At 70.7% G+C, this 22493-nt stretch carries 20 protein-coding genes; 10 read left to right on the top strand and 10 right to left on the bottom strand.

Annotation, left to right across the window (positions count from 1 at the left end; translation table 11 throughout):
* Positions 1-9 precede the first annotated feature (9 nt).
* A complete protein-coding gene (locus tag GC203_RS08105) occupies positions 10-984 on the bottom strand; it encodes a FecR domain-containing protein (RefSeq protein ID WP_293453153.1) in 975 nt (324 codons plus the stop codon).
* Positions 985-1081: 97 nt separating this feature from the next.
* Positions 1082-1627 carry an RNA polymerase sigma factor gene (locus GC203_RS08100; protein ID WP_293453151.1) on the bottom strand — a complete coding sequence of 182 codons (546 nt, stop codon included), beginning with the start codon at positions 1625-1627 and terminating at the stop codon, positions 1082-1084.
* Between the two features lie 149 nt (positions 1628-1776).
* Between GC203_RS08100 and GC203_RS08095 the strand changes: the two genes are divergently transcribed.
* The gene (locus tag GC203_RS08095; protein WP_293453149.1) at positions 1777-2844 is read left to right on the top strand and encodes a formylglycine-generating enzyme family protein; all 1068 of its coding nucleotides are present in this window, start codon (positions 1777-1779) and stop codon (positions 2842-2844) included.
* Between the two features lie 6 nt (positions 2845-2850).
* Here GC203_RS08095 and GC203_RS08090 read toward each other — a convergent pair whose 3' ends face one another.
* Complete coding sequence (locus tag GC203_RS08090) at positions 2851-3960, bottom strand: S-(hydroxymethyl)glutathione dehydrogenase/class III alcohol dehydrogenase (RefSeq protein ID WP_293453200.1); 1110 nt, start codon at positions 3958-3960, stop codon at positions 2851-2853.
* A gap of 70 nt (positions 3961-4030) precedes the next feature.
* On the opposite strand from GC203_RS08090, the gene GC203_RS08085 reads away from it, so the two are divergent.
* The gene (locus tag GC203_RS08085) at positions 4031-4864 is read left to right on the top strand and encodes a phytanoyl-CoA dioxygenase family protein (RefSeq protein ID WP_293453147.1); all 834 of its coding nucleotides are present in this window, start codon (positions 4031-4033) and stop codon (positions 4862-4864) included.
* Here GC203_RS08085 and GC203_RS08080 read toward each other — a convergent pair.
* A complete protein-coding gene (locus GC203_RS08080) occupies positions 4831-6090 on the bottom strand; it encodes a cytochrome P450 (protein ID WP_293453146.1) in 1260 nt (419 codons plus the stop codon). The two genes, GC203_RS08085 and GC203_RS08080, sit on opposite strands and share 34 nt — an antisense overlap.
* 137 nt (positions 6091-6227) lie before the next feature.
* Here GC203_RS08080 and GC203_RS08075 point away from each other — a divergent pair, with 137 nt between their 5' ends.
* From GC203_RS08075 to GC203_RS08055, 5 genes are all read left to right on the top strand, one after another.
* On the top strand, positions 6228-7280 hold the full coding sequence (locus GC203_RS08075; protein WP_293453145.1) for a hypothetical protein: 1053 nt from the start codon (positions 6228-6230) through the stop codon (positions 7278-7280).
* A 76-nt stretch (positions 7281-7356) separates the two neighbouring features.
* Entirely contained in the window at positions 7357-8184 is an 828-nt protein-coding gene (locus tag GC203_RS08070; protein ID WP_293453143.1) for a hypothetical protein, read from the top strand.
* 21 nt (positions 8185-8205) lie between these two features.
* Positions 8206-8949: an SDR family oxidoreductase gene (locus GC203_RS08065; protein ID WP_293453141.1), complete on the top strand. Its 744-nt coding sequence runs from the start codon at positions 8206-8208 to the stop codon at positions 8947-8949.
* A gap of 95 nt (positions 8950-9044) precedes the next feature.
* On the top strand, positions 9045-10103 hold the full coding sequence (locus tag GC203_RS08060) for an alkene reductase (protein ID WP_293453139.1): 1059 nt from the start codon (positions 9045-9047) through the stop codon (positions 10101-10103).
* A 47-nt stretch (positions 10104-10150) separates the two neighbouring features.
* Positions 10151-10756, top strand: a complete 606-nt coding sequence (locus GC203_RS08055) for a CoA pyrophosphatase (protein WP_293453137.1) — start codon at positions 10151-10153, stop codon at positions 10754-10756.
* A 42-nt stretch (positions 10757-10798) separates the two neighbouring features.
* Here the strand turns inward: GC203_RS08055 and GC203_RS08050 are convergent, their stop codons facing one another.
* The gene (locus GC203_RS08050) at positions 10799-11014 is read right to left on the bottom strand and encodes a hypothetical protein (RefSeq protein ID WP_293453136.1); all 216 of its coding nucleotides are present in this window, start codon (positions 11012-11014) and stop codon (positions 10799-10801) included.
* 167 nt (positions 11015-11181) lie between these two features.
* Entirely contained in the window at positions 11182-12423 is a 1242-nt protein-coding gene (locus GC203_RS08045) for an LLM class flavin-dependent oxidoreductase (RefSeq protein WP_293453135.1), read from the bottom strand.
* Positions 12424-12579: 156 nt separating this feature from the next.
* Between GC203_RS08045 and GC203_RS08040 the strand changes: the two genes are divergently transcribed.
* Both GC203_RS08040 and GC203_RS08035 read left to right on the top strand, forming a co-directional pair.
* Positions 12580-13842, top strand: coding sequence for an MFS transporter (locus GC203_RS08040; protein WP_293453134.1), 1263 nt, complete (start codon positions 12580-12582; stop codon positions 13840-13842).
* 52 nt (positions 13843-13894) lie between these two features.
* Positions 13895-15220 (top strand): aspartate aminotransferase family protein, encoded by a 1326-nt coding sequence (locus tag GC203_RS08035; RefSeq protein ID WP_293453133.1) that lies wholly within the window; start codon positions 13895-13897, stop codon positions 15218-15220.
* On the opposite strand, the gene GC203_RS08030 is transcribed toward GC203_RS08035, so the two are convergent.
* Positions 15201-15980, bottom strand: coding sequence for an aminotransferase class IV (locus GC203_RS08030; RefSeq protein WP_293453131.1), 780 nt, complete (start codon positions 15978-15980; stop codon positions 15201-15203). The genes GC203_RS08035 and GC203_RS08030 overlap by 20 nt on opposite strands.
* Positions 15977-17347: an anthranilate synthase component I family protein gene (locus GC203_RS08025; RefSeq protein WP_366501568.1), complete on the bottom strand. Its 1371-nt coding sequence runs from the start codon at positions 17345-17347 to the stop codon at positions 15977-15979. The genes GC203_RS08030 and GC203_RS08025 overlap by 4 nt, the downstream gene beginning before the upstream one ends.
* Positions 17348-17433: 86 nt before the next feature.
* Here GC203_RS08025 and GC203_RS08020 point away from each other — a divergent pair, with 86 nt between their 5' ends.
* A complete protein-coding gene (locus GC203_RS08020) occupies positions 17434-18291 on the top strand; it encodes an enoyl-CoA hydratase-related protein (RefSeq protein ID WP_293453130.1) in 858 nt (285 codons plus the stop codon).
* On the opposite strand, the gene GC203_RS08015 is transcribed toward GC203_RS08020, so the two are convergent.
* Together GC203_RS08015 and GC203_RS08010 are read right to left on the bottom strand one after the other, a co-directional pair.
* Positions 18288-20621 (bottom strand): TonB-dependent receptor, encoded by a 2334-nt coding sequence (locus GC203_RS08015; protein ID WP_293453128.1) that lies wholly within the window; start codon positions 20619-20621, stop codon positions 18288-18290. The genes GC203_RS08020 and GC203_RS08015 overlap by 4 nt on opposite strands.
* A 23-nt stretch (positions 20622-20644) precedes the next feature.
* Entirely contained in the window at positions 20645-22471 is a 1827-nt protein-coding gene (locus tag GC203_RS08010; RefSeq protein ID WP_293453126.1) for a tetratricopeptide repeat-containing sulfotransferase family protein, read from the bottom strand.
* Between the last annotated feature and the right edge of the window lie 22 nt (positions 22472-22493).

Genomic DNA, 22493 nt, shown 5'->3' with positions numbered 1-22493 from the left:
CCTTCGGCCTTACTTCCGAAGAAGCAGCAGCCCCCGCTCGGAAGGTACCGATCTTATGGGGAGCATCAAGCTCAGACGCGTCATGACCGCCGCTTGATCGTCGAGCACGATCACGCCGGTGATCGGCATCTTCCCCAGTTCCGGGTCGGCGATCTCGATCTGCCGGTCGAATTGCCGGTTGAGGTCGGCGACGACATCGGCAAGCGGCTGGCTGCGATAGACGAGACGTCCGGCGCGCCAGCTGAAGGTCTCCTGCGGGTCCACCGACTTGAGTTCCGCCCGCCCTGATTCGGCGACGTCCAGCCGCTGGCCGGGCGTGAGCTGCATCGCCAGCCCCGTCCCGCTCCGGCCCGCCGGCCCCACCTGGACCTTGCCGCGGGCGACCGTCACCGTCAGGTGGCCCTTGCGGCTGCGCACGTCGAACTGGGTGCCGACGACGCGCACGACCCGATCCGAGGCCGCCACCGTGAACGGCCGCTTCGCATCGTGGGTCACGTCGAAGATCGCTTCGCCGTCGCCCAGCACAACCCGGCGCGCGCCGCGCGAGAAGCTCACCTGGAGCCGGCTCTCGGCGTTCAGATCGACCACCGAGCCGTCGGCCAGCGTGATCGTCCGGCGCTCGCCCTTGCCCGTGACATAGGTCTCGGCGCTGGCCTGCATGACGGCCGAGGGCAGCACCGCCAGCGCCAGGCCGGCCGCAAGCGCCGCCCCGCCGGCCCCGACCAGCCAACGCCGCGGCAGGTATGGACGCGGGGCGCGCCGCGTCCGGTCGGACAGCTCGGCGAGAATGGCGTCCGCGCCGTCCTCGAATTCATGCCAGACCGAAAGGGCCTTCTCGTAGGCGGCGCGGTTGGCCGGCGCGGCTCCGAGCCAGGCCTCGAATTCGAGGCCGTCGCGCTCGTCGAGGCCGTCGCCCTGCAGGCGCGCAAGCCAAGCGCCGGCTTCCGCCGCCGCCCGATCCTTATGCGCCAGGGTTCCTGCCATCACGTCGCCTGCCCGGTCGACGCAAAACGCGCCGAACACCGGTTGAGACGGCGCCGCGATGCGACGCCCCTAGGTCGCAGGCGAAAATCCCGCGTCGTCATGGGCGCAGCCGCTCGGAGAGGCGCCTCACGGCCGCCGCGATATGCTGCTCGATCATCTTGGTCGAGACCCCCATGGCCTGGGCGGTCTGGGCCTGGCTCAGGCCCTCCAGCTTGTGCAGGCGGAAGGCCCGGCCCATCTGCGGCGGCAGATCGGCCACCGCGTCGGCCAGGAGCCGGATCCGTTCCCGGGAGATGATCGCCTCGTCGGCCGCCGGTTCCTGGGAGACGTCCTCCCCGGCCAGCTGGACGCGCGTATCCCGCCGCCACTCGGCGCTGCGCCGCGACGAACGCTGGGCGCTGCGCACATGATCGATCAGCAGATTGGTGGCCATCCTGTAGAGGAGCGCGGCGGGCGCCTTCACCTCGGCCCCGGCGTCGGTGGTCGACAGCTTGACGAAAAGATCCTGGAGCAGGTCTTCGGCGGTCGCCATGCAACGCGTCCGCGCGGCGAGGAACAGCAACAGGTTCTCGCGCCGCTCGAAGAACGCCTCGACCAGCGGACTGTCGACCGCTCGCCTTTCGGACGGCCCCGAAGGCGCCACGCCATTCCCCCCAAAAGGAATTAAATCTACCGGCGCGCCGACTGCTCTCGCCTTGCATCGCCGACGCCGAACATAGGCAAGTCGAGGGGCGTTGTCGCGGCCGGAAACGGGTTGCCGAGCGGTCGTCTCGCCGTGCATCTACCCCGGCCATGGAGAGCCCCGCGCTTCGAGCCACGACCGCCCTGGTGGGCCTGGCGCTGCTGGCGGGCTGCGAGCGCCGCCCCGAAGCGGCCCACGCCGAGGCGTCGACCCGCACCGCCTGCCTGTCCGGGCGGGCCGCGCCGGAGCGCGCGCCGGCGACCGCCGGCATGGTGCTGATCGAGGCCGGCCGGTTCCTGCAGGGCGCCGCGCCGGCGCGCGCCGAGGAAGGGCCGCCGCGTCCGACCGAGGTCGGCGCCTTCTGGATCGACCGGACCGAGGTGACCAACGCCGACTTCGCCCGGTTCGTGGCCGCCACCGGCTATGTGACCCTGGCCGAACGGCCGCTCGATCCCAGGAACTATCCCGGCCTTTCGGGCGACGACCTGAAGCCCTCGGCCATCGTATTCGTCGGCGCGAAGGACCCGAGCGACGGCCCGGGCCGCTGGTGGCGGGTGATCCGCGGCGCCGACTGGCGCCATCCGCAGGGACCGGACAGCTCGATCGCCGGCAAGGACGCTGAGCCCGTCGTCCAGATCGCCTACGACGACGCCCTGGCCTATGCGCGATGGCTGGGCCGCGACCTGCCCACCGAGGCCGAGTGGGAATACGCCGCGCGCGGCGGCCTGGATGGCGCGCCCTACACCTGGGGCGAGAAGAAATTCGACCCGGCCAGGCCCCAGGCCAACATCTGGGAGGGGCCGTTCCCGGCAGTCGATACCGGCGCCGACGGCTACAAGGCGCGGACCGCGCCCGTGGGCTGCTTTCCGCCGAACGGCTACGGCCTCTACGACATGGCCGGCAACGTCTGGGAATGGACCCGCGACTGGTACAAGCCCGGCCTCGACCCGACGCAGGCCGTCGACCCCGTCGGCCCCACCGAGCGCGAGGCCTACCGCCCCGGCGACCCGGCCGAGCACCGCCACGTAATCAAGGGCGGCTCGTTCCTCTGCGCCGATAACTTCTGTTTCCGCTACCGGCCGCCGGCCCGCGAGGCCGGCCCCACCGACACGGGGTCGGACCACGTAGGCTTCCGCACCGTGCTCAGGGTCAGCGAGATGAAGGTCGCCGGACGCTAGGCCGGCTCAATAGACCACGACCGAGCGGATGCTCTCGCCCTTGTGCATCAGGTCGAAGGCCTCGTTGATGCGCTCCAGGGGCAGCTTGTGGGTGATCATCGGATCGATCTCGATCTTCCCCTCCATGTACCAGTCGACGATCTTCGGCGTGTCGGTGCGGCCGCGCGCGCCGCCGAAGGCCGTGCCCTTCCAGACACGGCCGGTGACCAGCTGGAACGGCCGCGTGGCGATCTCCTTGCCGGCTTCGGCCACGCCGATGATGATCGATTCACCCCAGCCGCGGTGACAAGCCTCCAGCGCCTGGCGCATCACGGCCGTATTGCCCGTCGCGTCGAAGGTGTAGTCCGCGCCGCCGCCCGTCAGCTCCACGAGGTGGGCGACGAGGTCGCCGGAGACCTCCTTCGGGTTGACGAAGTGAGTCATGCCGAACCGGCGGCCCCATTCCTCGCGGGCCGGGTTGATGTCGACGCCGACGATCATGCCGGCGCCCACCAGCTTCAGACCCTGGATGACGTTCAGCCCGATGCCGCCCAGGCCGAAGACCACGCAGTTGGCGCCGGCCTCCACATCGGCCGTGTTGACCACCGCGCCCACGCCCGTGGTCACGCCGCAGCCCACGTAGCAGGCGGTCTCGAAGGGGGCGTCCTTGCGGATCTTGGCCACCGCGATCTCGGGCAGGACCGTATGGTTCGAGAAGGTGGAACAGCCCATGTAGTGGTAGATCGGCTGGCCCTTGTACGAGAACCGGCTGGTCCCGTCGGGCATCAGCCCCTTGCCCTGGGTGGCGCGGATGGCCGTGCAGAGGTTGGTCTTGCGGCTGAGGCAGCTTTTGCACTGCCGGCATTCCGGCGTGTAGAGCGGGATCACGTGGTCGCCCGGCGCCACGCTGGTGACGCCCGGCCCCACCTCCAGCACCACGCCCGCGCCCTCGTGGCCCAGGATCGAGGGGAAGATGCCCTCCGAGTCGAGGCCGTCCAGGGTGTAGGCGTCGGTATGGCAGACGCCCGTGGCCTTGATCTCCACCAGCACCTCGCCGGCGCGGGGGCCTTCGAGGTCCACCTCCACGATCTCCAGCGGCTTCTTCGCCTCGAACGCCACCGCCGCACGCGTCTTCATCATCCGGTCCCTCGACTCTCAGAGCGGCGCGCACCATTCCTTACGGCGGGACCGATGTGAAGGCGGCGCGATGGACGACGCGAGCGATATCGGCGGGGGCGGCCCGCGGCGGCATCCGCTGAGCGACGGCTTCGTCTGGCAGGACGCGGCGCGGACCGGCCTGCAGCGCCTGACCGCGGCCGAGGTCGACCAGTTCAACGCCGATGGATTCGTGGTGCTGAGAGGCGTGTTCACGCCGGAGGAGATCGCCGAGGTCCGCGCCGAGATCGATCCGTTCGAGGCGGCGCACGCCGCGGCCGCCCAGGCCCAGGGCGGGCGCATGCGCCTGACCGACGCGGCCGCCATCACCTTCACCCTGCACCTCGTCAGGAAGTCGGAGGCGCTGAAGAGGTTCGCGGCGCACCCGGCGATCGCCGGGATCTGCCACGACCTGATCGGTCCCGAAGTCCGGCTCTACTGGGATCAGGCGGTCTACAAGAAGACCGAGAAGGTGCAGGAATTCCCCTGGCACCAGGACAACGGCTACTCGTTCGTCGAGCCGCAGCAGTACCTGACCCTGTGGCTTCCGCTGGTGGACGTCGACGAGGAGAACGGCTGCCCCTGGATCGCGCCGGGCCTGCACCGGATGGGCACGCTGGAGCACTGGGCCACCGACATCGGCCTCGTCTGTGTGGACCGGCCCGCGGGCGCGGTCGCGGCGCCAGCTCGGATCGGCGACGTCGTGGTGTTCTCGTCGCTGGCGCCGCACCGGACGGGTCCGAACCGCAAGCCCGGCACGGTGCGCAAGGCCTACATCCTCCAGTACGCGCCGGACGGGGCCGTGGTGCGCACGCCCGACGGCCAGCGGATTCCGCAGACCGATCCGTCGCGTCAGTTCACGATCCTGACCGGCAACGTCTCGTAGCCCTTCACGAAGCTCGAGCGGACGCGCTTGGGCTCGCCCATCACCTCGATATGGCGGAAGCGCTTCAGGATCTCCTCCCAGACGATCCGGAGCTGGAGTTCGGCCAGGCGGTTGCCCACGCAGCGGTGGATGCCGAAGCCGAACGACAGGTGCTGGCGCGGCCGCTCGCGGTCGATCACGAAGGCGTCGGGGTTCTCGATCACCGTCTCGTCCCGGTTGCCCGAGACGTACCACATGACCACCTTGTCGCCCTTCTTGATGGTCTGGCCGCAGAGCTCGTAGTCCTCGACCGCCGTGCGGCGCATGTGGGCGAGCGGCGTCTGCCAGCGGATGATCTCGGGCACCATGCTGGTGATCAGGCCGGGGTTGGCCCGCAGCTTGTCGTATTGCTCCGGGTTCTGGTTCAGCGCCAGCACGCCGCCGCTGATCGAGTTCCGGGTGGTGTCGTTGCCGCCGACGATCAGCAGGATGATGTTCCCGAGGTACTCGTCGGGCGTCATGTTCCGCGTCGCCTCGCTGTGGGCCATCATCGACACGAGGTCGCCGCGCGGCGGTTCGTTCACCCGCTCGTTCCAGAGCCGCGTGAAGTAGGCCAGGCACTCCATCAGCTCCGCCTGACGCTCCTCCTCGGTGTCGACGAGGCCGCCGGGGCCGGGCAGCGTGGTCGCCACGTCGGACCAGCGGGTCAGCTTGCGCCGCTCCTCAAACGGGAAGTCGAACAGGGTGGCCAGCATCTGGGTGGTGAGTTCGATCGAGACGCGGTCGACCCAGTTGAAGGTCTCGCCCACCGGCAGTTCGTCGAGAATCCTGCCGGCCCGCTCGCGGATGATCGGCTCCATCAGGGCCAGGTTGGCCGGCGCGACGATGGGGCTCACGGTCTTGCGCTGAACGTCATGGCGCGGCGGGTCCATGGCGATGAAGCTGGGCCGCCGCAGATCCGGCCGCGCGTCCCGGATGGTGATGCCGCCCAGGGCCGCGTCGGACGAGAAGACCTGGTGGTTGGTGTCCACCGCCATGATGTCGTTGTAGCGGGTCACCGACCAGTAGGCGCCGAACTCGCTGTCCTTGCACCAATGGACGGGCGCCTCGCGCCGCAGCCGCTCGAAGTAGGGCCAGTGGGCGTCGTTCAGGAACAGATCGGGGTTGCCGGGATCGAGGTCTTCCAGCGGCGTCGCATAGGCCGCCGCCCGCGCCTGGTCCTTCAGCGTGGCTCCGCCATCGGCCATTTGTCGATCCTCCGGTTGCGGGGACGCCGGCATGGGACGTCCTCTCCTGGACGCGCAGCATGCCCTCAACAGCGGGTGCGCGGCAATCTCGCTGGGCTAAGGTGCCCGGCCGACAAGAAGACCGATCGGGGAGGACGATGACGACGAACGCCGGATGGGCCGCGGCGGCGACCCTCTATCACCGCTTCTTCACGGGCCTGCTGCTGACCATCGTCACGCGCCGCAGCGCCGCCGACGCTGGCGAGTTCACCTTCCGCCTCTTCCGCCGCCAGCACCTGGAGAAGTTCCTCTCCAGCCTGGGGAAGCTGGGCCTCGACGGCCTGCCCGACCCGGTGAAGGCGGCGGGCTACCACTACCTCTCCAACCGCATCGGCGGCGTGCAGGTGGAGTTCGTGCGCGAGAGCGACGCCAAGGCCTGGGTTCACTTCGTCCCGCCGCGCTGGATCTACGACGGCGCGGCGATCTGCGGCATCCCCACCGAGGTCAGCCGCGGCGTGCTGCGCGGGTGGTACGCCCACAACGGGGTCAGCCTGGGCAATCCGCGCCTCGGCTTCGTCTGCACCCAGCAGACCACCGACGGCCAGCCGGGCCTTTCGGGCTACTTCATGGAATATGACCATGAGCTCGCGCCCGAGGAGCGGCTGCGGTACGCGCCGGACGAACTGCCGCCCCGCTTCGATCCCGGAGCGGCGCCCGCACTCGACGAGGCCGCGTGGACGCCCGAGCGGCTGGCCAAGGCCAACCGCAACTACGCCATGGAGTACGTCAAGAACGGCCTGCCCGTGCTGGCCGAGCTGTTCGGGCCGGCCGAGGCCGCCTACCTGGGCCGCGTCACCGGCAAGCTGATCGGCATGCAGTTCTACGCCGAGATCGCCCGCACGCTGGGCGGGGCCGAGCCGGGGCCCGAGGGCTTCGCCCGGCTGCTCGCGGCGCTGGCCGCGGGCCAGGACGACGCGTGCGAGATCGAGGCCGGCTCGACCGGCGCCGTCATCCGTCAGACGAGCTGGCGGCTGATGCGGGGCGCGGGATACATTCCAGACAGCGCCTTCGAGGCCTGGAACGGGCTGTTCGAAGGCCTGCTGGCCGTCCACGACCGGTTCCTCGTGCTGGATGTGCGCCGCCGGCTCGACCGCGGCGACGACGCTTTCGAATGGGAAATACGATCCCGAGGGCCCGCCCCGCGCTTCTGAACCGGGCATTGACGGGCGGGACCGGGAGGCTCAGGTTTTCGAAAACCCGGCATGGAGATCGGGTCCGGAGGAAACCATGAGCGACACCCTGGCGGCCGACGTCTGGACCGGCCCGTTCCGCACGCCCCGCAACATGGCCGCCGAGGTCAAGGGCTCGATCCACGACGACGCCACCGCCGCCAAGCTGGGCTTCCGGGGTGGCACGGTGGCCGGCTCGGTCCACATGGACCAGTTCGCGCCGCGGCTCCTCGATCTCTACGGGGACGCCTGGTTCGAGACCGGGACGCTGTCGCTCTATTTCACCCAGGCCACGGTGGACCGCGAGGAAGTCGCCGCCCAGGTGGCCGCCGACGCCCAGCGCGCGCATCTGTCCATGCACAACCACGACGGCGCGCAGATCTGCGTCGGCACGGCCTCGGCCAAGGCCGACCCAGGCTCGGAGCTGGTCCATCGCATGGCCGGCCAGTCGCCGGCGGAACCCGGTCGGCTGCGGATCCTGGGCGATATCAAGGTGGGCGACGAGGGCGAGGCCGAAGCCTGCATCGACCCCGAGCGGCTGGCGAAGCACCGCGAGATCATCACCGAGGACCTGCCCGCCTACGCCAGCGGCGTCCTGCCGCCATCGCAGGCCATCGGCCTCGCCCACCAGGCGCGGTTCGCCGCCGTCGGCAGGTCGCGGCAACCGCACGTGGGCCTGTTCGGCGCGCTGGAGGTCGAGCACCTGAAGGGGCCGTTCCGGGCCGGCGTCACCTACAAGGCGCGCACGAAGATCCTGAAGCTCACCGAAAGCCCCAAGACCGAGAACGCCTGGTACGACGTGATCTTCTCGCAGGACGGCGAAGACGTGGGCCGCGTGCGGTTCTACCTTCGCTTCCTGAAGGCCTCCTCGCCGCTCTGGAGCTAGGGGCCGTCTGGCGGGGGAACCATGACGATCCTGATCACCGGCGGGACCAAGGGCATCGGTCTGGCCATCGCCGAGCACCTGGCGCGCCGGGGCGAACCGCTCGTGCTTGGCTACCACAGCGACGAAGGCGCGGCCTCGGCGGCCGTGGCGCGGCTGGGCGGACTCGGCGCCCAGGCGCAGGCCGTGCGCGCCGACGTGGGATCGATCGAGGACGCCGGGCGGCTGGTCGCGGCGGCCGGCGCGGCCGCGGACGGCCCGCTGCACATCGTCCACAGCGCCGCGGCGATCTACCCGACCGCCCTCCTGCAGGCCGACCTCGCGAAGTTCACCCAGGCGATCGAGACCAACGGACTGTCGCTGCTCTATCTGGTCAGCCAGGCCCAGCCGTGGCTGAAGCACGGGTCGAGCGTGGTGTTCATCTCCAGCGCCGGCGCGCGGACCGCTCTGGCCAACTACGCCGCGCTCGGCGCGGGCAAGGCGCTGGCGGAAAGCCTGATCCGATACCTCGTGTCCGAACTGGCGCCGCGGGGCGTGCGCATCAACGCCGTGGCTCCGGGGCTGGTGGCCACGACCTCAGTGGCCCGGATGGCCGGAAGCGAGGACGCCGCGGCCCGGGTGCTGGAGCGCGGGGCGCGGGGCAATCCCTCGGGACGGCTCACCGAGGGCGCCGACTACGCCGCAGTGGTCGAGTTCCTGCTGAGCGAGGCGGCCGGCTTCGTCCAGGGACAGGTGATCCACGCCAACGGCGGCGCATGGGTGGGCTGATTTCTCAACGACGCGCGAGGATTTCTGCGGGTGAATCCGACGATCCGGCGCCTACCTAAGCTGCAACCGAAAATTCCGCTCCCGGGAACCTCGCCATGCCTACCCTGTTCGATCCCCTGAAGGTCGGCGACCTCACGCTGAACAACCGCATCGTCATGGCGCCGCTCACCCGCCTGCGCACCGGCGACGAGCGCACGCCCGGCCCGCTGGTGGCCGAATACTACGCCCAGCGCGCCTCGGCCGGCCTGATCATCTCCGAGGCCACTTCCGTGACGCCGAAGGGCGTAGGCTACGCCGGCAGCCCCGGCATCTGGTCGGAAGACCAGGTCGAGGGCTGGAAGGCGGTAACCCGCGCCGTCCACGACAGGGGCGGGCGCATCTTCCTGCAGCTCTGGCACGTGGGCCGCATCTCGGACCCCAGCTTCCTGGGCGGCGAGGCCCCGGTCTCGGCCAGCGCGGTGGCGGCGCGCGGCCATGTGAGCCTGCTGCGGCCCGAGCGGCCCTACCCCACTCCGCGTCCGCTGACGGTTCCCGAGATCAAGGCGGTCGTCGCGGCCTATCGAAAGGGGGCGCAGAACGCCCAGCGCGCCGGCTTCGACGGCGTGGAGCTGCACGGCGCCAACGGCTACCTGCTCGACCAGTTCCTGCAGGACACCACCAACCAGCGCGATGACGAATACGGCGGATCGATCGAGAACCGCGCGCGGTTGATGTTCGAGGCGGTGGATGCGGCCGTCTCCGTCTGGGGCCCGGACCGCGTCGGCCTGCACCTGGCGCCGCGCGCCGACGCCCACGACATGGGCGACTCCGATCTGGCGGCGACGTTCGGCCACGTGGCCCGCGCCGCGCGCGAGCGGAACCTCGCCTTCCTGATGGCCCGCGAGCACGTGGGCGCCGACAGCCTTTCGCCGCAGCTCAAGGCCCTGTTCGGTGGCGTCTACATCGCCAACGAGGGCCTCGACGCCAAGACGGGCCAGGCCCTGCTCGACGCCGGGACGGCGGACGCCGTCGGCTTCGGCAAGGCCTATATCGCCAACCCCGACCTGGTGGAGCGCCTGAAGGCGGGCGCCGATCTCAACCCGCCACAGCCCCAGACCTTCTACGGGCCCGGCGCGGCGGGCTATGTCGACTACCCGGCGCTGGCCACCGCCTAGAGGCGGAGCGGGTTGCGCCCCGGGCAGCGGAGCGCTCTAGAGAGCGGGTGCAAGATCTTCGCGCCCGCATCGAGGCCAATTTCGCCGGCTTTTCCCGCATCGCCCTGCCCGACGAGGGCCGGCGGCGCGCGGCGGTGGCGATCGTGCTGTCGCCCACCGACGACGGGCCGGCCTTCTTCCTGACCCGCCGGGCGCAGCACCTGCGGCGCAACGCCGGAAACTACGCCCTGCCCGGCGGCCATACCGAGCCCGGCGAGGACGCGGTGGACACCGCCCGGCGCGAGACCGCAGAGGAGCTCGGCGTCAGCCTGCCGCGCGCGGCCGCCCTGGGCCTTTTGGACGATCTCGCGACGCTCGGCGGCCATGTGGTGACCCCGGTGGTGTTCTGGTCGGCCGAGCCGCTGGTGCTCGCGCCCAATCCCGACGAGGTGTGGCTGGCCTGGGCGGTGCCGATCGCCGACCTGGATCACCCCGAGGCCCCGCGCGCCGAAGCCAACCCGGCGGGCGGTCCGGCGATCCTGCGCATGCACGCGCGCGGCGACTGGGTGAACCCGCCGACGGCGGCGTTCCTGCTGCAGTTCCGGGAAGTCTGCCTGCACGGCCGCGAATGCCGCACCGACGGCATCGGCCAGCCGTCCTGGACGGCCCGCTAGCGCAGGTCCCGGCCGCGGCGCGCGCCGGGGAATGTCGTCGGATCAGACCCTCAGGTCGAAGAGCTGGCCCTGGCCTTCCGGGGGCTTCGGCGGGGGCGGCGGGGACCGGTCCTCCCGCGAGTCACTGGACGCGTTGTCCTTGTCGTCGCTGTCCGAGGTGGCGACTGCGGGCTCCGCCGGGGCCTGGACCGGCGAGACCGGCGGCACGGGCGGCGGCGGCGCAGCGGCCGTCGGCGGCGTGAGCGCATTGATGCTCATGCGAGCTACTCCTTCTGAAGCGCCCGCATGATGTCACTTCAGCGTGTATGGATCGTGAATCTCGCAACTAACGAGCGAAGATTTTCAGCAAACATGGCTTATGAAGCGTTCACCATGATGCGACGACTAAGCACACCGATAGTAATCACGCGACATTCGCGGCAGATTTATCTGGCCGCCTCATTGATCTGCGCCTTCGGGCGGGACGCGGGAACCACCGGGATATCTTCGGCCGCGAGCGGGGGCATCCATCTCTTCCGCGCCATAGCGGCCTCGATATAGGGCGCGAGCTCGGCGGCCTTCTTCGCCTCGCGCTCGGCGGCGCCGGCCTTGAAGCCCGGCATCACCTCGGCCGCGAACAGCTCCAGCGACTGGCATATGTGGTCGTGCCGGTTGCGCCCCGCCTGCTGCATGAAGATCACCTGGTCGACGCCGGCGGCCTGGAACCCCTCGATGTGCTCGCGGATGTCGTCGGGCGTGCCGATGCCGTTGGCGTTATGGCGGGCGGCCTTGCGCGCGGCGATGATCTCGTCGTCCGAAGCGGCCCGGCTCCTCTGGAAATCGGCGAACAGCGAGGAGCGGCCCGGATAGACGTCGTGCGCCACCAGGGCGTTCACCGCGTAGGAAAAGAACTCGAAGCCCTCCTGCCCGCGTCGGATCGCCTCGTCCCGGTCGTGGTGCACCGAGAAGTTCGACACCATGGCCAGGTTGGCGTTCACCGCATGGCCCAGCGGCACGCACTCCTCCGACTTGATGATGCCGTAGTAGATGTCGGCCCAGGTCTTGGCCTCCTCGGGATCGAGGAACGAGAAGGCCAACGCCCCGATGCCGTTCTGCGCGGCGATCTTGATCGTGTCGCGGTTGGTGCAGGCCATCCACATCGGCGGATGCGGCTTCTGCATCGGCTTCGGCACCACGTTGCGGCAGGGGAACGAGAAGCCGCGCCCCTCGTAGCCGGGATAGGGGCTCATCACGAGCATGTTGGCGATCTGCTCGGCCGCCTCCAGCGCCAGCGCCCGCTTCTCCTTGGCCGGGATCGCGAAACCGCCCAGCTCCAGCCGCGTCGCCCCCTCGCCGATGCCGAAGTCGAGCCGGCCGTTCGAGACGATGTCCAGCGTCGCCAGGCCCTCGGCCGTGCGGGCGGGGTGGTTGTAGTTGGGGATCACCTGGCGGATGCCGTGGCCGACCCGGATGGTCTTGGTGAGCGCCGCGCAGGCGGCCAGGAACACCTCGGGCGCGGAGGAGTGGGAATACTCCTCCAGGAAGTGATGCTCGACCTCCCAGGCGTAGTCGTAGCCCAGCCGGTCGGCGAGGACGACCTGCTCCAGGGCCTCGTGGAACAGGCGGGCCTCGTCGCCCTCGTTCCAGGGCTTGGGCAGCTGATGCTCGTAGAAGACGCCGAAGCGCATGTCCGTCTCCTCCCGCCCGGCGCTCGGGGTCAAAGGTTCGAGTGCGATGTCCACATTCGCGGATCGCGCTTAGCGGCGCCTGGTCATTGCCTGCACCATCCCGCCCCGGAACCTTCATTGGCAAGGGGGGCGATTCGGGCGTGACACTCCGCGGCCATGGCCCATCCCTACCTCGACCTGCTGCGGGACCGGCGTATCCGCGTCCTGTGGACCGGCCTGGCGCTGTCGGCGATCGGCGGAGAGCTGTACCGGGTAGGCGCCCTGTGGCTGGCGGCGAAGCTGGCCGGGCCCAACGCCTCGCTGCTGGTGACGGCCCAATCGGCGGCGATCCTGGCCGTCAGCATCCTGGGCGGCCCGCTCGTCGAAACCTTGCCCCGAAGGGGGTTCCTGATCGGAGCCGACCTGCTGTCGGCCGCCGCCTGCGCGGCGGTGGTGATCGCCGCGGCCTCCGGCCCGACCTTTCCGGTCTTGGTGGGGGTCAGCGTGCTGCTGGGCGCCCTGGGCGCGGCAAGCCGGCCGGTGTTCCTGTCGAGCCTGCCGGCGCTGGCGCCCGAGGGCGGGTTGCGGGCCGCCAACGGACTGTTCGACAGCACCGTCCGCGTCGCCCAGGCGGCTGGCCCGTTCCTGGCGGCCGCCGCCATGGCCGTCCTGCCGGCCATCCACCTCCTGACCGCCAACGCCGTCAGCTTCCTGGCCTCGGCCGGCGCGGTCGCGGCGGTAGGCCACGCCATGGATCCGCCGCGATCCGCCGCCGTCGCCAACCGGGTCGGCTTCTTCCGCCGCCTGGCGCGAGGCGTCCACGCCGCCAACGGCTGCCCGGGCGTCTGGAGCGCGCTGATCACCACCGGCGTCCGCGGCGGCTCGTATGCGCTGGGGTTCACCGTCGCCGTCCCGTTGATCTTCGCCGAGGGCGGAAGCGCCGCCGGCCTCGCGGGCGTCGCCGTGGTGTTCGGGGCCGTGGCCGTCACCGAGCTGCTGGCGGGTCCGCTGGTGGTGCTGACCGAGCCGCGCCGGCCGTTGCGGCGGCAGTTCGAGGGCTATCTGGCGATCGGCCTCGCCCAGGCGCTCGTCGGAGCCGCGGCCCTGTTTCCGCCGCCGGCGCGCATCCCCGCCATGGCCGCCGCCGCCCTGGCGATGGGCGTCGGGCATTCCGTCGCCGGCCTGCAGATGCTGAACTTCTTCTCCAGCCGACTTTCCAGCGACGACTACGCCGCGGTGCTTCGCCTGCGCCTGGTGCTGGTGATCACCGCGATGATGGCCTCGACAGCGGCGGGCCCGTTCGTGCTCGCTCGACTCGGCCCGGCGCCGACGGCCGTGGCCTGCGGACTGACGGCTGCGGCGATGGCCCTCATCGGCCTCTTCGGGCGTCCCGCCCGTACGCTCGGGCCGGACTTCCGGCCGTTGGCCGCCAGGGACTAGCTAGGCCGCCCCGAAGCTGGTTTCGTGAGGCGCCAGCCACGAGGATGCCGCCATGGACGACGCCACGACGCTCAGGAACGCCACTGACCTTGCGGCCTTCTGGATGCCGTTCACGGCCAACCGCCAGTTCAAGGGCGCGCCGCGGATGCTGGTTTCGGCCAGCGGCATGTACTACCGGGCCGACGATGGCCGCGAGGTTCTGGACGGCACCGCGGGGCTCTGGTGCGTCAACGCCGGCCACGGGCGGCGCGAGATCGCCGAGGCCCTCCAGCGGCAGGTGCTGGCCCTCGACTACGCGCCCTCGTTCCAGATGGGCCACCCGATCGCCTTCGACTTCGCCGCGCGCCTGGCCAGGATCGCGCCGCCCGGCCTCGACCGGATCTTCTATGTGAACTCGGGCTCGGAAGCGGTCGACACGGCGCTCAAGATGGCCATGGCCTACCACCGGGCCCGGGGCGAGGGGCAGCGCACCCGCCTGATCGGCCGGGAGAAGGGCTATCACGGGGTGGGCTTCGGCGGCATCTCGGTGGGCGGGCTGGTCAACAACCGCCGCGCCTATGTGACCCTGCCGTCCGACCACCTGCGCCATACCCAGGATCTGGCCGCCAACGCCTTCGCCCGCGGCCTGCCGAAGCACGGCGCCGAGCGCGCCGAGGACCTGGAGCAGCTGGTGGCGCTGCACGGCGCCGACACCATCGCCGCGGTGATCGTCGAGCCCGTAGCCGGCGCGGGCGGGGTGCTGCCGCCGCCCAGGGGCTACCTCCAGCGCCTGCGCGAGATCTGCGACCGGCACGGAATCCTGCTGATCTTCGACGAGGTGATTACCGGGTTCGGCCGGCTGGGAACGCCATTCGCGTCGCAGTTCTTCGACGTCACCCCTGACCTGATGACCACGGCCAAGGGCATCACCAACGCCACCGTCCCGATGGGCGCGGTGTTCGCGGGCCGCCATGTGCACGACGCCATCATGGAGGCCTCCCAGGCGGGCATCGAGTTCTTCCACGGCTACACCTACTCCGGCCATCCGCTGGCCTGCGCGGCCGGCATGGCGACGATGGACATCTACGAGCGCGAGGGACTGCTGACGCGGGCGGCCGGCCTCGCCCCGATTTGGGAGGAGATGGTCCACCGCCTGGCCGACGCCCCGCACGTCATCGACATACGCAACGTGGGCCTGCTGGCGGCGGTGGAGCTCCAACCGCGCAAAGGCGCGCCGGGCGCGCGCGGCTACGAGGCGCTGGTGAAGGCCTTCGAGGCCGGGCTCACCGTGCGCGCGGCGGGCGACATCATCTGCCTCTCGCCGCCGCTGATCGTCGAGGAGGCGCAGATCGGCCTCATGGCCGAAATCCTCCGCGAGGTCATCTGCGGGCTCGACTGACCGCCTTGGCGATGGCCGCGATCAGGGGTGAGGTCGGCAGCTTCTGACCGTCGAGGCTGGCCACCGGGCGCACGCCCGTCAGGCTATTGGTGATGAACATCGGCGCGCCGGCCAACCGGCCCGAGTTGGCGAACACCTCGTGGATCGGCAGGCCGAGGGCGTAGCAGGCCGCGATCACCTCACGGCGCATGATCCCGTCCAGCACGCCGCACTCCAAGTCGGGGGTGAACACCTCGTCGTGGCGCAGCCAGAAGACGTTGGCCGCCGCGCAGCAGGCGACCTCGCCGGCCGTGTTGAGCATCAGGGCCTCGTCGGCCCCGGCCGCGCGGGCCTCGGCGCGGGCCAGGACGTTGTCCAGATAGGACAGGCTCTTGATCCGTGCGGTCGGCGAGCGATCGTTGCGCCTCACCCGGGCGGTGGCCAGCTGCGCGGACCCGGGCGCGCGACCCTGCGCGACAGCGGTCGCCGCGAGCCTCGGATGGAACTCGGCGGGCGGGTCCAGGCCCCGCGCGCCCGAGCCGGCGCTCCAGTTGATCCGCACGGCGGCGCGGGCGGGCTTGCCGACCGTCTCCAGCGCGGCCTCCGCGGCGGCGATCACCTCGGCGCGGGGCGGTTCGGGCAGGCCGATCGCGCGGCATCCGCGCTCCAGGCGCTCGACGTGCGCGTCCCAGTAGGCGAACTCGCCGTCCGCCCACAGCACCGTCTCGAAGAGACCATGGCCAAGCGTGAAGCCGCGGTCGTCGAGGGGGATATCGGTCATGGCGTTCCCGTCAGAGCCTTCAGGATAGCGCCCATCTTCGCCGCGGTCTCATCCGTCTCGGCGGCGGGATCGCTGTCGGCGACGACGCCGCCGCCTGCGCGGGCTTCGAACGCCCAGCCTGCCGATTCTTCGATCAGGGACACCGTACGGATGAGCACGCTGGCCTCCAGCGCCCCGTCCGCGCCCGCCCAGAACAGGCTGCCGCAGTATGGGCCACGGGGCGGCTCGTGTCGGGCGATCACGGCCATCGCCTGCAGCTTGGGCGCGCCGGTCACCGAGCCCGGCGGGAAGGCGGCGAGGAACGCGTCCCAGGCGCTCCGGCCCGGCGCGAGGCGCGCCCGAATCCGACTCACGAGGTGGTGGACGTTTGCGTAGCTCTCGAGGCCGAACAGTTCGGGGACCACGACGGTGCCCGGCGCCGACGTGCGCGCCAGATCGTTGCGCATGAGGTCGACGATCATCAGGTTCTCGGCGCGGTCCTTGGGGCTGGCGCGGAGTTCGTCGGCCAGGGCGGCGTCGGATGCGGCGTCGGACCCGCGCGGCCGCGTGCCCTTGATCGGATGGGTCTCGGCCCAGAGACCGCCGGCGGCGGGCCGCACCGAGAGGAACCGCTCGGGCGAGTTGGAAACGAGGGCCCGGCCGGGCAGGTTCAGGAACGCCGCGTACCCGGCCGGGCTCTGGGCGGCCAGCCGGGCGAAGAGGTCGAAGGGCCGAGCGTGCGGCGCCAGCCGCCCCCGCCAGGGCCGGGCGAGATTGGCTTGGAAGATTTCCCCGGCGGCGATGCGCCCGACGGTTTCGGCCACTGCCGCGGCGTGATCGGCGTCGGTCGTGGCCAGCGCCACGGACCGCGCGAGGACGCCGTCGCTCCTCCGACGGCGTGGGACGTCCAGCCAACTCAACGCCGCGTCGGCCCGGGCCGCTGCGCAGCGCGCGTCCGGGCCGCGGCCGACGGCGAAGGCGCGCCGCCCGCCTTCGTGGAAGGCGAGCAGCGCCGGATAGCGCAGCAGGACCAGATCAGGCCACCCGGTGCGGCCCTGGGGCGCCGTGGGCTCCAGCCGCGCCGAGAGCTCGTAGGCGGCCAGGCCGACGACACCGCCCTGGAACGGCGGACCGTCGCCCAGCGAGACCGGCGCGCCCAGCATCGACGCCAGCGCCGACGCGGGATCGCCCGAGGGCTCGAGCACGCGGTCCGGCCGCCGCAGGACGTAGCTCCACCCATCGGCCCCCGAGAGCAGGACGCAAGCGTGGACTTCGTCGGCGAAGGCCGAAGCCACGGAGACGGGGTCCGCCCAGGCCGTGGCGCGCAGGGCCACGCAGGCCAGGTCTGCGGACGCGGGAATCGGATCGGTGGCGGGCAGGCTCCTCACGACGCCGGCCTATAGCGCATCGGCGCGGCGGTTGCCTGCCGCCCGGGAAGGCGCGCGTCTATGCGGGAAAATAGAGGGAGGACGCCATGGCCTACGATACCCTGCTCTACGAGCTGGACGGGCCCGTGCTGACCGTCACGCTCAACCGGCCGGACAAGCTGAACGCCTACACCGCCGTGATGGGGGCCGAGCTCACCGACGCCTTCCAGCGGGCCGACGAGGACGACGCCGTCCGCGTGGTGATCGTCACGGGCGCAGGCCGCGGCTTCTGCGCCGGGGCCGATATCTCGGGCGGCGCCAACGCGTTCGACACCCAGGCCGAAGGGTCCGTGGCCTTCCAGGCGCCGGATCGGGCGCGGGCCGAGGGCGGCGGGTTCGTCGGCGCCATCTTCAACTGCCGAAAGCCCTCGATCGCGGCGATCAACGGCGCCGCAGTCGGCGTCGGCGCGACGCTCACCCTGCCCATGGACATCCGCATCTGCGCGGAGGGCGCGCGCTATGGCTTCGTCTTCGCCCGGCGGGGGCTGGTTCCGGAGGCCGGCAGCGCCTGGTTCCTGCCCAAGCTGGTGGGTCTGCCCCAGGCCCTGAACTGGTGCCTTCGGGGCTCGCTGATCCCAGCCGCCGAGGCCCAGGCCGCGGGACTGGTGAGCGAGGTGGTCGCGCCCGATCAACTGCTGGCGCGCGCCCGCGAGATCGCGGCGGAGATCGCCGAGAACACCGCGCCGGTGTCGATCGCCCTGGCGCGCCAGATGCTGTGGCGGTTCTCGGGCGAAGCCGATCCGTCGGGTGTCCTGGCGGTGGACGGCAGGCTCAGCATGATCCTGGGCGCGGGCCCCGACGTGAAGGAAGGCGTCGCCGCCTTCCTGGAGAAGCGCCCGCCCCGTTTCCCGGGGCGGGTCTCCTCGGACATGCCCGACCTCTATCCCTGGTGGGACAAGACCTAGAACGACTGGCCGAACCTGAGGCCCACCGTGCGCGGCCGGATCGGGATCACGTAGACCCGGGTGCAGACCGCGGTGTTGCACTGCACGTAGCGGTCGTTCTGGCCGTACTCGTCGAACAGGTTCTTCACATAGGCCTCGACCCGCCATGAGCCCTTCTGGACGCCGGCGGTCATGTCGACGGTGACGTATTGCGGCGTCTTGCCCGTGACGGCGCGGTCCGCGATCGTCAGGTCGGGATAGCCGGGGCCGGTGTAGACCACCGAGCTCTGGACGTGGGCGTCCATCTCGCCGATCGGCCACTCGTAGCGGGCCGTGAGGTTGCCCTTCCACTTGGGGGTGACCGGCAGCCGGTCGCCCCGGAAGGCGGCGGGCGGCGCGGACGGATCGGGGATGTAGTCCTCGTCGAGCTGGGCGTCGGTGTAGGCGCCGCCGCCCGTGAGCGTCAGGCCATCGGCGACCAGCCAGTTGATGTCGGTCTCCACGCCCTTCATCTTGGCCTTGCCGGCGTTGCGGATCTCGGTGAGGCCGTTGGCGCCCAGGTACGAGAACTGGAAGTCGTTCCATTTCTCGATGAAGGCCGCCCCGTTCCACCGCAGGGTGTTGCCGAACCAGCTCGTCTTCCAGCCGAACTCGTAGTTCTTGAGGAAGTCGGCCTTGTACGGCGGAAGCGTCCCGCGGCGGTTGATGCCGCCCGGCCGGAAGCCTGTGGACACGGTGGCGTAGACCATCCGGTCGTCGTCGAATTTCCACTGGGCGTTGATGCGATAGGTGTGGCCGGTGTCCTTGGTCACCTTGTCGACGTTGGTGCAGGGGCCGCCCTCGACCACCGGAGGCCCGAAGCAGGCGCCGACGCCGGTGCCGGACGAATAGCCGGTGCCGAAGCCGAAGAAGCCCGCCAGAGAGTTCTTGTAGCGGAAGAAGCGGATGCCGCCCGTGATCGAGAGGTGGTCGCTGACGTCGTAGGTCGCGTCGGCGAAGGCGGCGTAGTCGCGGTCGATCCGCAACTGCTTGGTCAGCCACAGGGTGTCGTCCCAGCCGGGCACCTCGGTGGCGTCGGCCAGGTTGTCGATCTTGTAGCGCTGTTGGATGTTGTGGGTCTGGCGCTGGTAGAACAGGCCGGCCACCACCTTGAAGCGGTTCTCCGAGGGCGTCGCCAGGCGCAGCTCGTGGCTCTGCTTGGTGAAGTAGTCCTTGCCCTGGATGTACTGCGTCGTGTCGATGGGATTTCCGGCGTTGTCGGTGGTGTAGGCGCCGTAGCCGAACAGGGTGTCGTAGAAGTAGCTGTAGTCCGAATAGTCGGACTCGGTGTCGATCCAGCGGCGCATGTAGGCGCCGGCGTAGGTCAGGTCGATGTTGGAGACCGTTCCTTCGATGGTCGCCGCGGCCTGGAACCACTTGTCGTCAGACCGCTCGGGCCGATACCGGGCGATCGCGTACTTGCCCTTGTTGTAGCGGTCGGCCGAGAAATTGCCGTCGGCCTCGGTACGCTGGCCCATGAGCGACGGTGTGATCGTCCAGTTGTCGTCGAGATCGATCTTCAGCGCGGCCCGCGCGCCGGTGATGTCGACCTCGTTGTAGTTCTTCTCGACATACGGCGCGTTGTTGATCGTGACCGGGCCCGTCGGATAGGTCAGGGTGCTCGCGACGTTGTCGATATAGCCGCCGTCGTGCTCGCCCCAGGCGACCAGGCGGATCGCCATGCGGTCGCCGAGCGGCATGTTGACGTAGCCTTCGGCCGAATAGCCGGGATCGCCGTGGGCGACGGTGTTGCCCTCGACGTCGTAGCTGGCCGAGAAGCCCGAGAGCGACGGCTTGTTGGTGATGATGCGGATCGTCCCGGCCTGCGAACTCGCGCCGTAGAGCGTGCCCTGCGGTCCGGCCAGCACCTCGACCCGGGCGATGTCGTAGACGTGGATGTCCAGCGGGCCGGTGATCGTGGTGACCGGCTGCTCATCGAGATAGATGCCGACGCTGGGCAGCGGGCCGGAGTGGTTGTTGTTCTCGCCCGAGGCGACGCCGCGCATGTAGAAGGTGGTGAAGCCGGGCGCGAGCGTCTGGGCCGTCACGCTGGGCATGAACTTCACGTAGTCGTTGACGTCCTTGACCTGGAGCTGGTCGAGCCGCTCGGTCCCCAGCGCCTGGATGCTGATCGGAACGTCCTGCAGGTTTTCCGACCGCTTCTGGGCGGTGACGACCACCTCCTCGAGGCCGACGGTCGCCGAGCCCGTCTGGGCCAGGGCCGGCGCGGACACGGCGGTCAGCATGGTGGTGGCGAGCAGACCGAGGGTCCAGCGCGGGACGCAACTCGGATTCGTATCGTCGGCTTTCATCGTATCCCCCACGATTTGGTGGTTCAGGCGCCCGAGACGGCGGGCGCGGCCGGATAGGCGTCGAGCACGGGGCCCAACGCCGCCTTCAGCGGACCGAGCCAGGCGTCGTAGTTGCGCCAGTGCTCGGCCGCGTCGGTGAAGATGGGGCGGCGCACCTGCTCGGAGCTGGCGGTGCGCACCGCCCGGTCGTTCTCGTAGAAGCGCAGGCATGCCGCCTCGAACGGCAGGCCGCAATGCGCCAGCAAGGCCCGTGTCTCGCCTTCCGGGTCGGCGATCATGGCCTCGTAGATCACCCGGTGGACCCGTCCCGGCCGGACCGCGTCGAAGTGGGCCATGAGGTCGACGTAGTCGGCGTAGTAGCGGCCGATGTCGGTCAGGTCGTAGGTGAAGCCCTGGCCGCGGGCGAAGTGCTGCTTGAAGGCCGAGAAGCCGCAGCCCAGCGGATGGCGGCGCGCGTCGATCACCTTGGCGTTCGGCAGCGCCAGCAGGATCAGGCCCAGGTGGGCCCAGTTGTTGGGCATCTTGTCGATGAAGAAGGGGCGGCCCAGCTTCCGATGGGGACGGGCGCGGTCGAGATATTCCTCGCCCAGCGCGCGCAGTTCATCGGCCGACAGCTCGCCCAGCGCTTCGGGATAGCGGCCCTCCGAGGCCCGCTTCACCCGCCCGCCCAGGCGCCGCGCCAAGGCGATGACGTCGGGAAGCTCCTGGGTGCCTTCGACCTGGCTGTGCGACGACAGGATCTGCTCCACCAGCGTCGAGCCAGACCGCGGCAGGCCGACCACGAAGATCGGGTCGGGCGCCGGGGAGCCCCGCCCCGCGCGCACGTCGAGGAACGCCGGGGTGAACAGCGCCTTGGCCCGGCTGACCTGGCCCGTGGTCTCCTCGGCGTCGTAGACGATTTCCTGGCGGCGCAGCGCGTTGCCCCGCGCGTAGTGGCCGAACGAGGCCTCGTAATCGCCGGCGTCCTCGCGCGCCTTGCCCAGGGCGAACTCCAGGTGGAACCGGTCCTCGTCGGTGAGGTCGGCCCGGGCGAGCTGAGCCTCCATGGCGGCGACATCGTCGGCCGCGAACTCGACCGTCTTGAGGTTGGCCAGGCTCCACCAGGCTTCGCCCAGCTGCGGCGCCAGTTCGAGGCTGCGCCGATAGGCCTCGACCGACTCGGCCTGCCGCCCGACCGTCTTCAGGGCGTGGCCCAGGCTCATCCATACCTTCGGCTGGCGCGGCTGGCCTTGCAGCACCGCCTGGTAGAGCGCGATGGCCCGATCGTACTCGCCGATCCGCCCAAGGGCGGCCGCCTTGAGGTTGCGGTAGGCGGGGTTCCCGGGATCGTCGGCCAGGAGCCGGTCGCACTGCTCCACCGCCGCCTCCGGGCGGTTCTGGCGATAGAGCACCGTGGCGTAGTTGTGCCGCGCGGCCGCGAAGGTCGGCGCCAGTTCGACGGCGCGGGCCAGCAGGTTCTCGGCGTCGTCGTAGCGGCCGAGCCTCATGCCCGTCTCGGCCAGCATGCGGATGGCGGCCACGTCGGTCGGCCGCGCCTTCAGGATCGCGCGCAGGGCCTGTTCGGCCGCCGCCAGCCGGTTCTCCGAAAGGGCCGCGGCGGCTTCGCGGAGCTGGGGATCGTCCACCGAGGCGCGGACCGAGCGCAGGTAAGCGGCCTCGGCGGCCTCGGTCTCGCCCTGCCGGCGCAGCGCCGCGCCCAGCAGCCGCAGGGCCTGGGGATGCTCGCCGACGACACGGAGGATTTCCCGGGCCTGGACTTCGGCGGCGGCGGCGTCACGGATGAGGAGGCGCGCGGCGTGGTCGAGAGCGACCTCCAGCGTGCCGACTGTCCCCTGTGCAGCGCCCGACACTCGCCCTCCGGCCCGGAATGTT

It is taken from the genome of Phenylobacterium sp., from assembly GCF_016124325.1.
Classification (GTDB): Bacteria; Pseudomonadota; Alphaproteobacteria; order Caulobacterales; family Caulobacteraceae; genus Phenylobacterium.
The sequence above is the reverse complement of the archived record's forward strand: the minus strand, read 5'-3'. Positions and strand labels throughout refer to the sequence as shown.

Excerpts from the sequence above, each read along its gene's own strand:
- GC203_RS08080 (WP_293453146.1), bottom strand. The coding sequence starts at position 6,090 with ATGGCCGATGGCGGAGCCACGCTGAAGGACCAGGCGCGGGCGGCGGCC.
- GC203_RS08035 (WP_293453133.1), top strand. The coding sequence starts at position 13,895 with ATGGACGACGCCACGACGCTCAGGAACGCCACTGACCTTGCGGCCTTC.
- GC203_RS08105 (WP_293453153.1), bottom strand. The coding sequence starts at position 984 with ATGGCAGGAACCCTGGCGCATAAGGATCGGGCGGCGGCGGAAGCCGGC.
- GC203_RS08085 (WP_293453147.1), top strand. The coding sequence starts at position 4,031 with ATGGACGACGCGAGCGATATCGGCGGGGGCGGCCCGCGGCGGCATCCG.
- GC203_RS08075 (WP_293453145.1), top strand. The coding sequence starts at position 6,228 with ATGACGACGAACGCCGGATGGGCCGCGGCGGCGACCCTCTATCACCGC.
- GC203_RS08060 (WP_293453139.1), top strand. The coding sequence starts at position 9,045 with ATGCCTACCCTGTTCGATCCCCTGAAGGTCGGCGACCTCACGCTGAAC.
- GC203_RS08090 (WP_293453200.1), bottom strand. The coding sequence starts at position 3,960 with ATGAAGACGCGTGCGGCGGTGGCGTTCGAGGCGAAGAAGCCGCTGGAG.
- GC203_RS08015 (WP_293453128.1), bottom strand. The coding sequence starts at position 20,621 with ATGAAAGCCGACGATACGAATCCGAGTTGCGTCCCGCGCTGGACCCTC.
- GC203_RS08045 (WP_293453135.1), bottom strand. The coding sequence starts at position 12,423 with ATGCGCTTCGGCGTCTTCTACGAGCATCAGCTGCCCAAGCCCTGGAAC.
- GC203_RS08030 (WP_293453131.1), bottom strand. The coding sequence starts at position 15,980 with ATGACCGATATCCCCCTCGACGACCGCGGCTTCACGCTTGGCCATGGT.
- GC203_RS08095 (WP_293453149.1), top strand. The coding sequence starts at position 1,777 with ATGGAGAGCCCCGCGCTTCGAGCCACGACCGCCCTGGTGGGCCTGGCG.
- GC203_RS08020 (WP_293453130.1), top strand. The coding sequence starts at position 17,434 with ATGGCCTACGATACCCTGCTCTACGAGCTGGACGGGCCCGTGCTGACC.
- GC203_RS08050 (WP_293453136.1), bottom strand. The coding sequence starts at position 11,014 with ATGAGCATCAATGCGCTCACGCCGCCGACGGCCGCTGCGCCGCCGCCG.
- GC203_RS08065 (WP_293453141.1), top strand. The coding sequence starts at position 8,206 with ATGACGATCCTGATCACCGGCGGGACCAAGGGCATCGGTCTGGCCATC.
- GC203_RS08040 (WP_293453134.1), top strand. The coding sequence starts at position 12,580 with ATGGCCCATCCCTACCTCGACCTGCTGCGGGACCGGCGTATCCGCGTC.
- GC203_RS08070 (WP_293453143.1), top strand. The coding sequence starts at position 7,357 with ATGAGCGACACCCTGGCGGCCGACGTCTGGACCGGCCCGTTCCGCACG.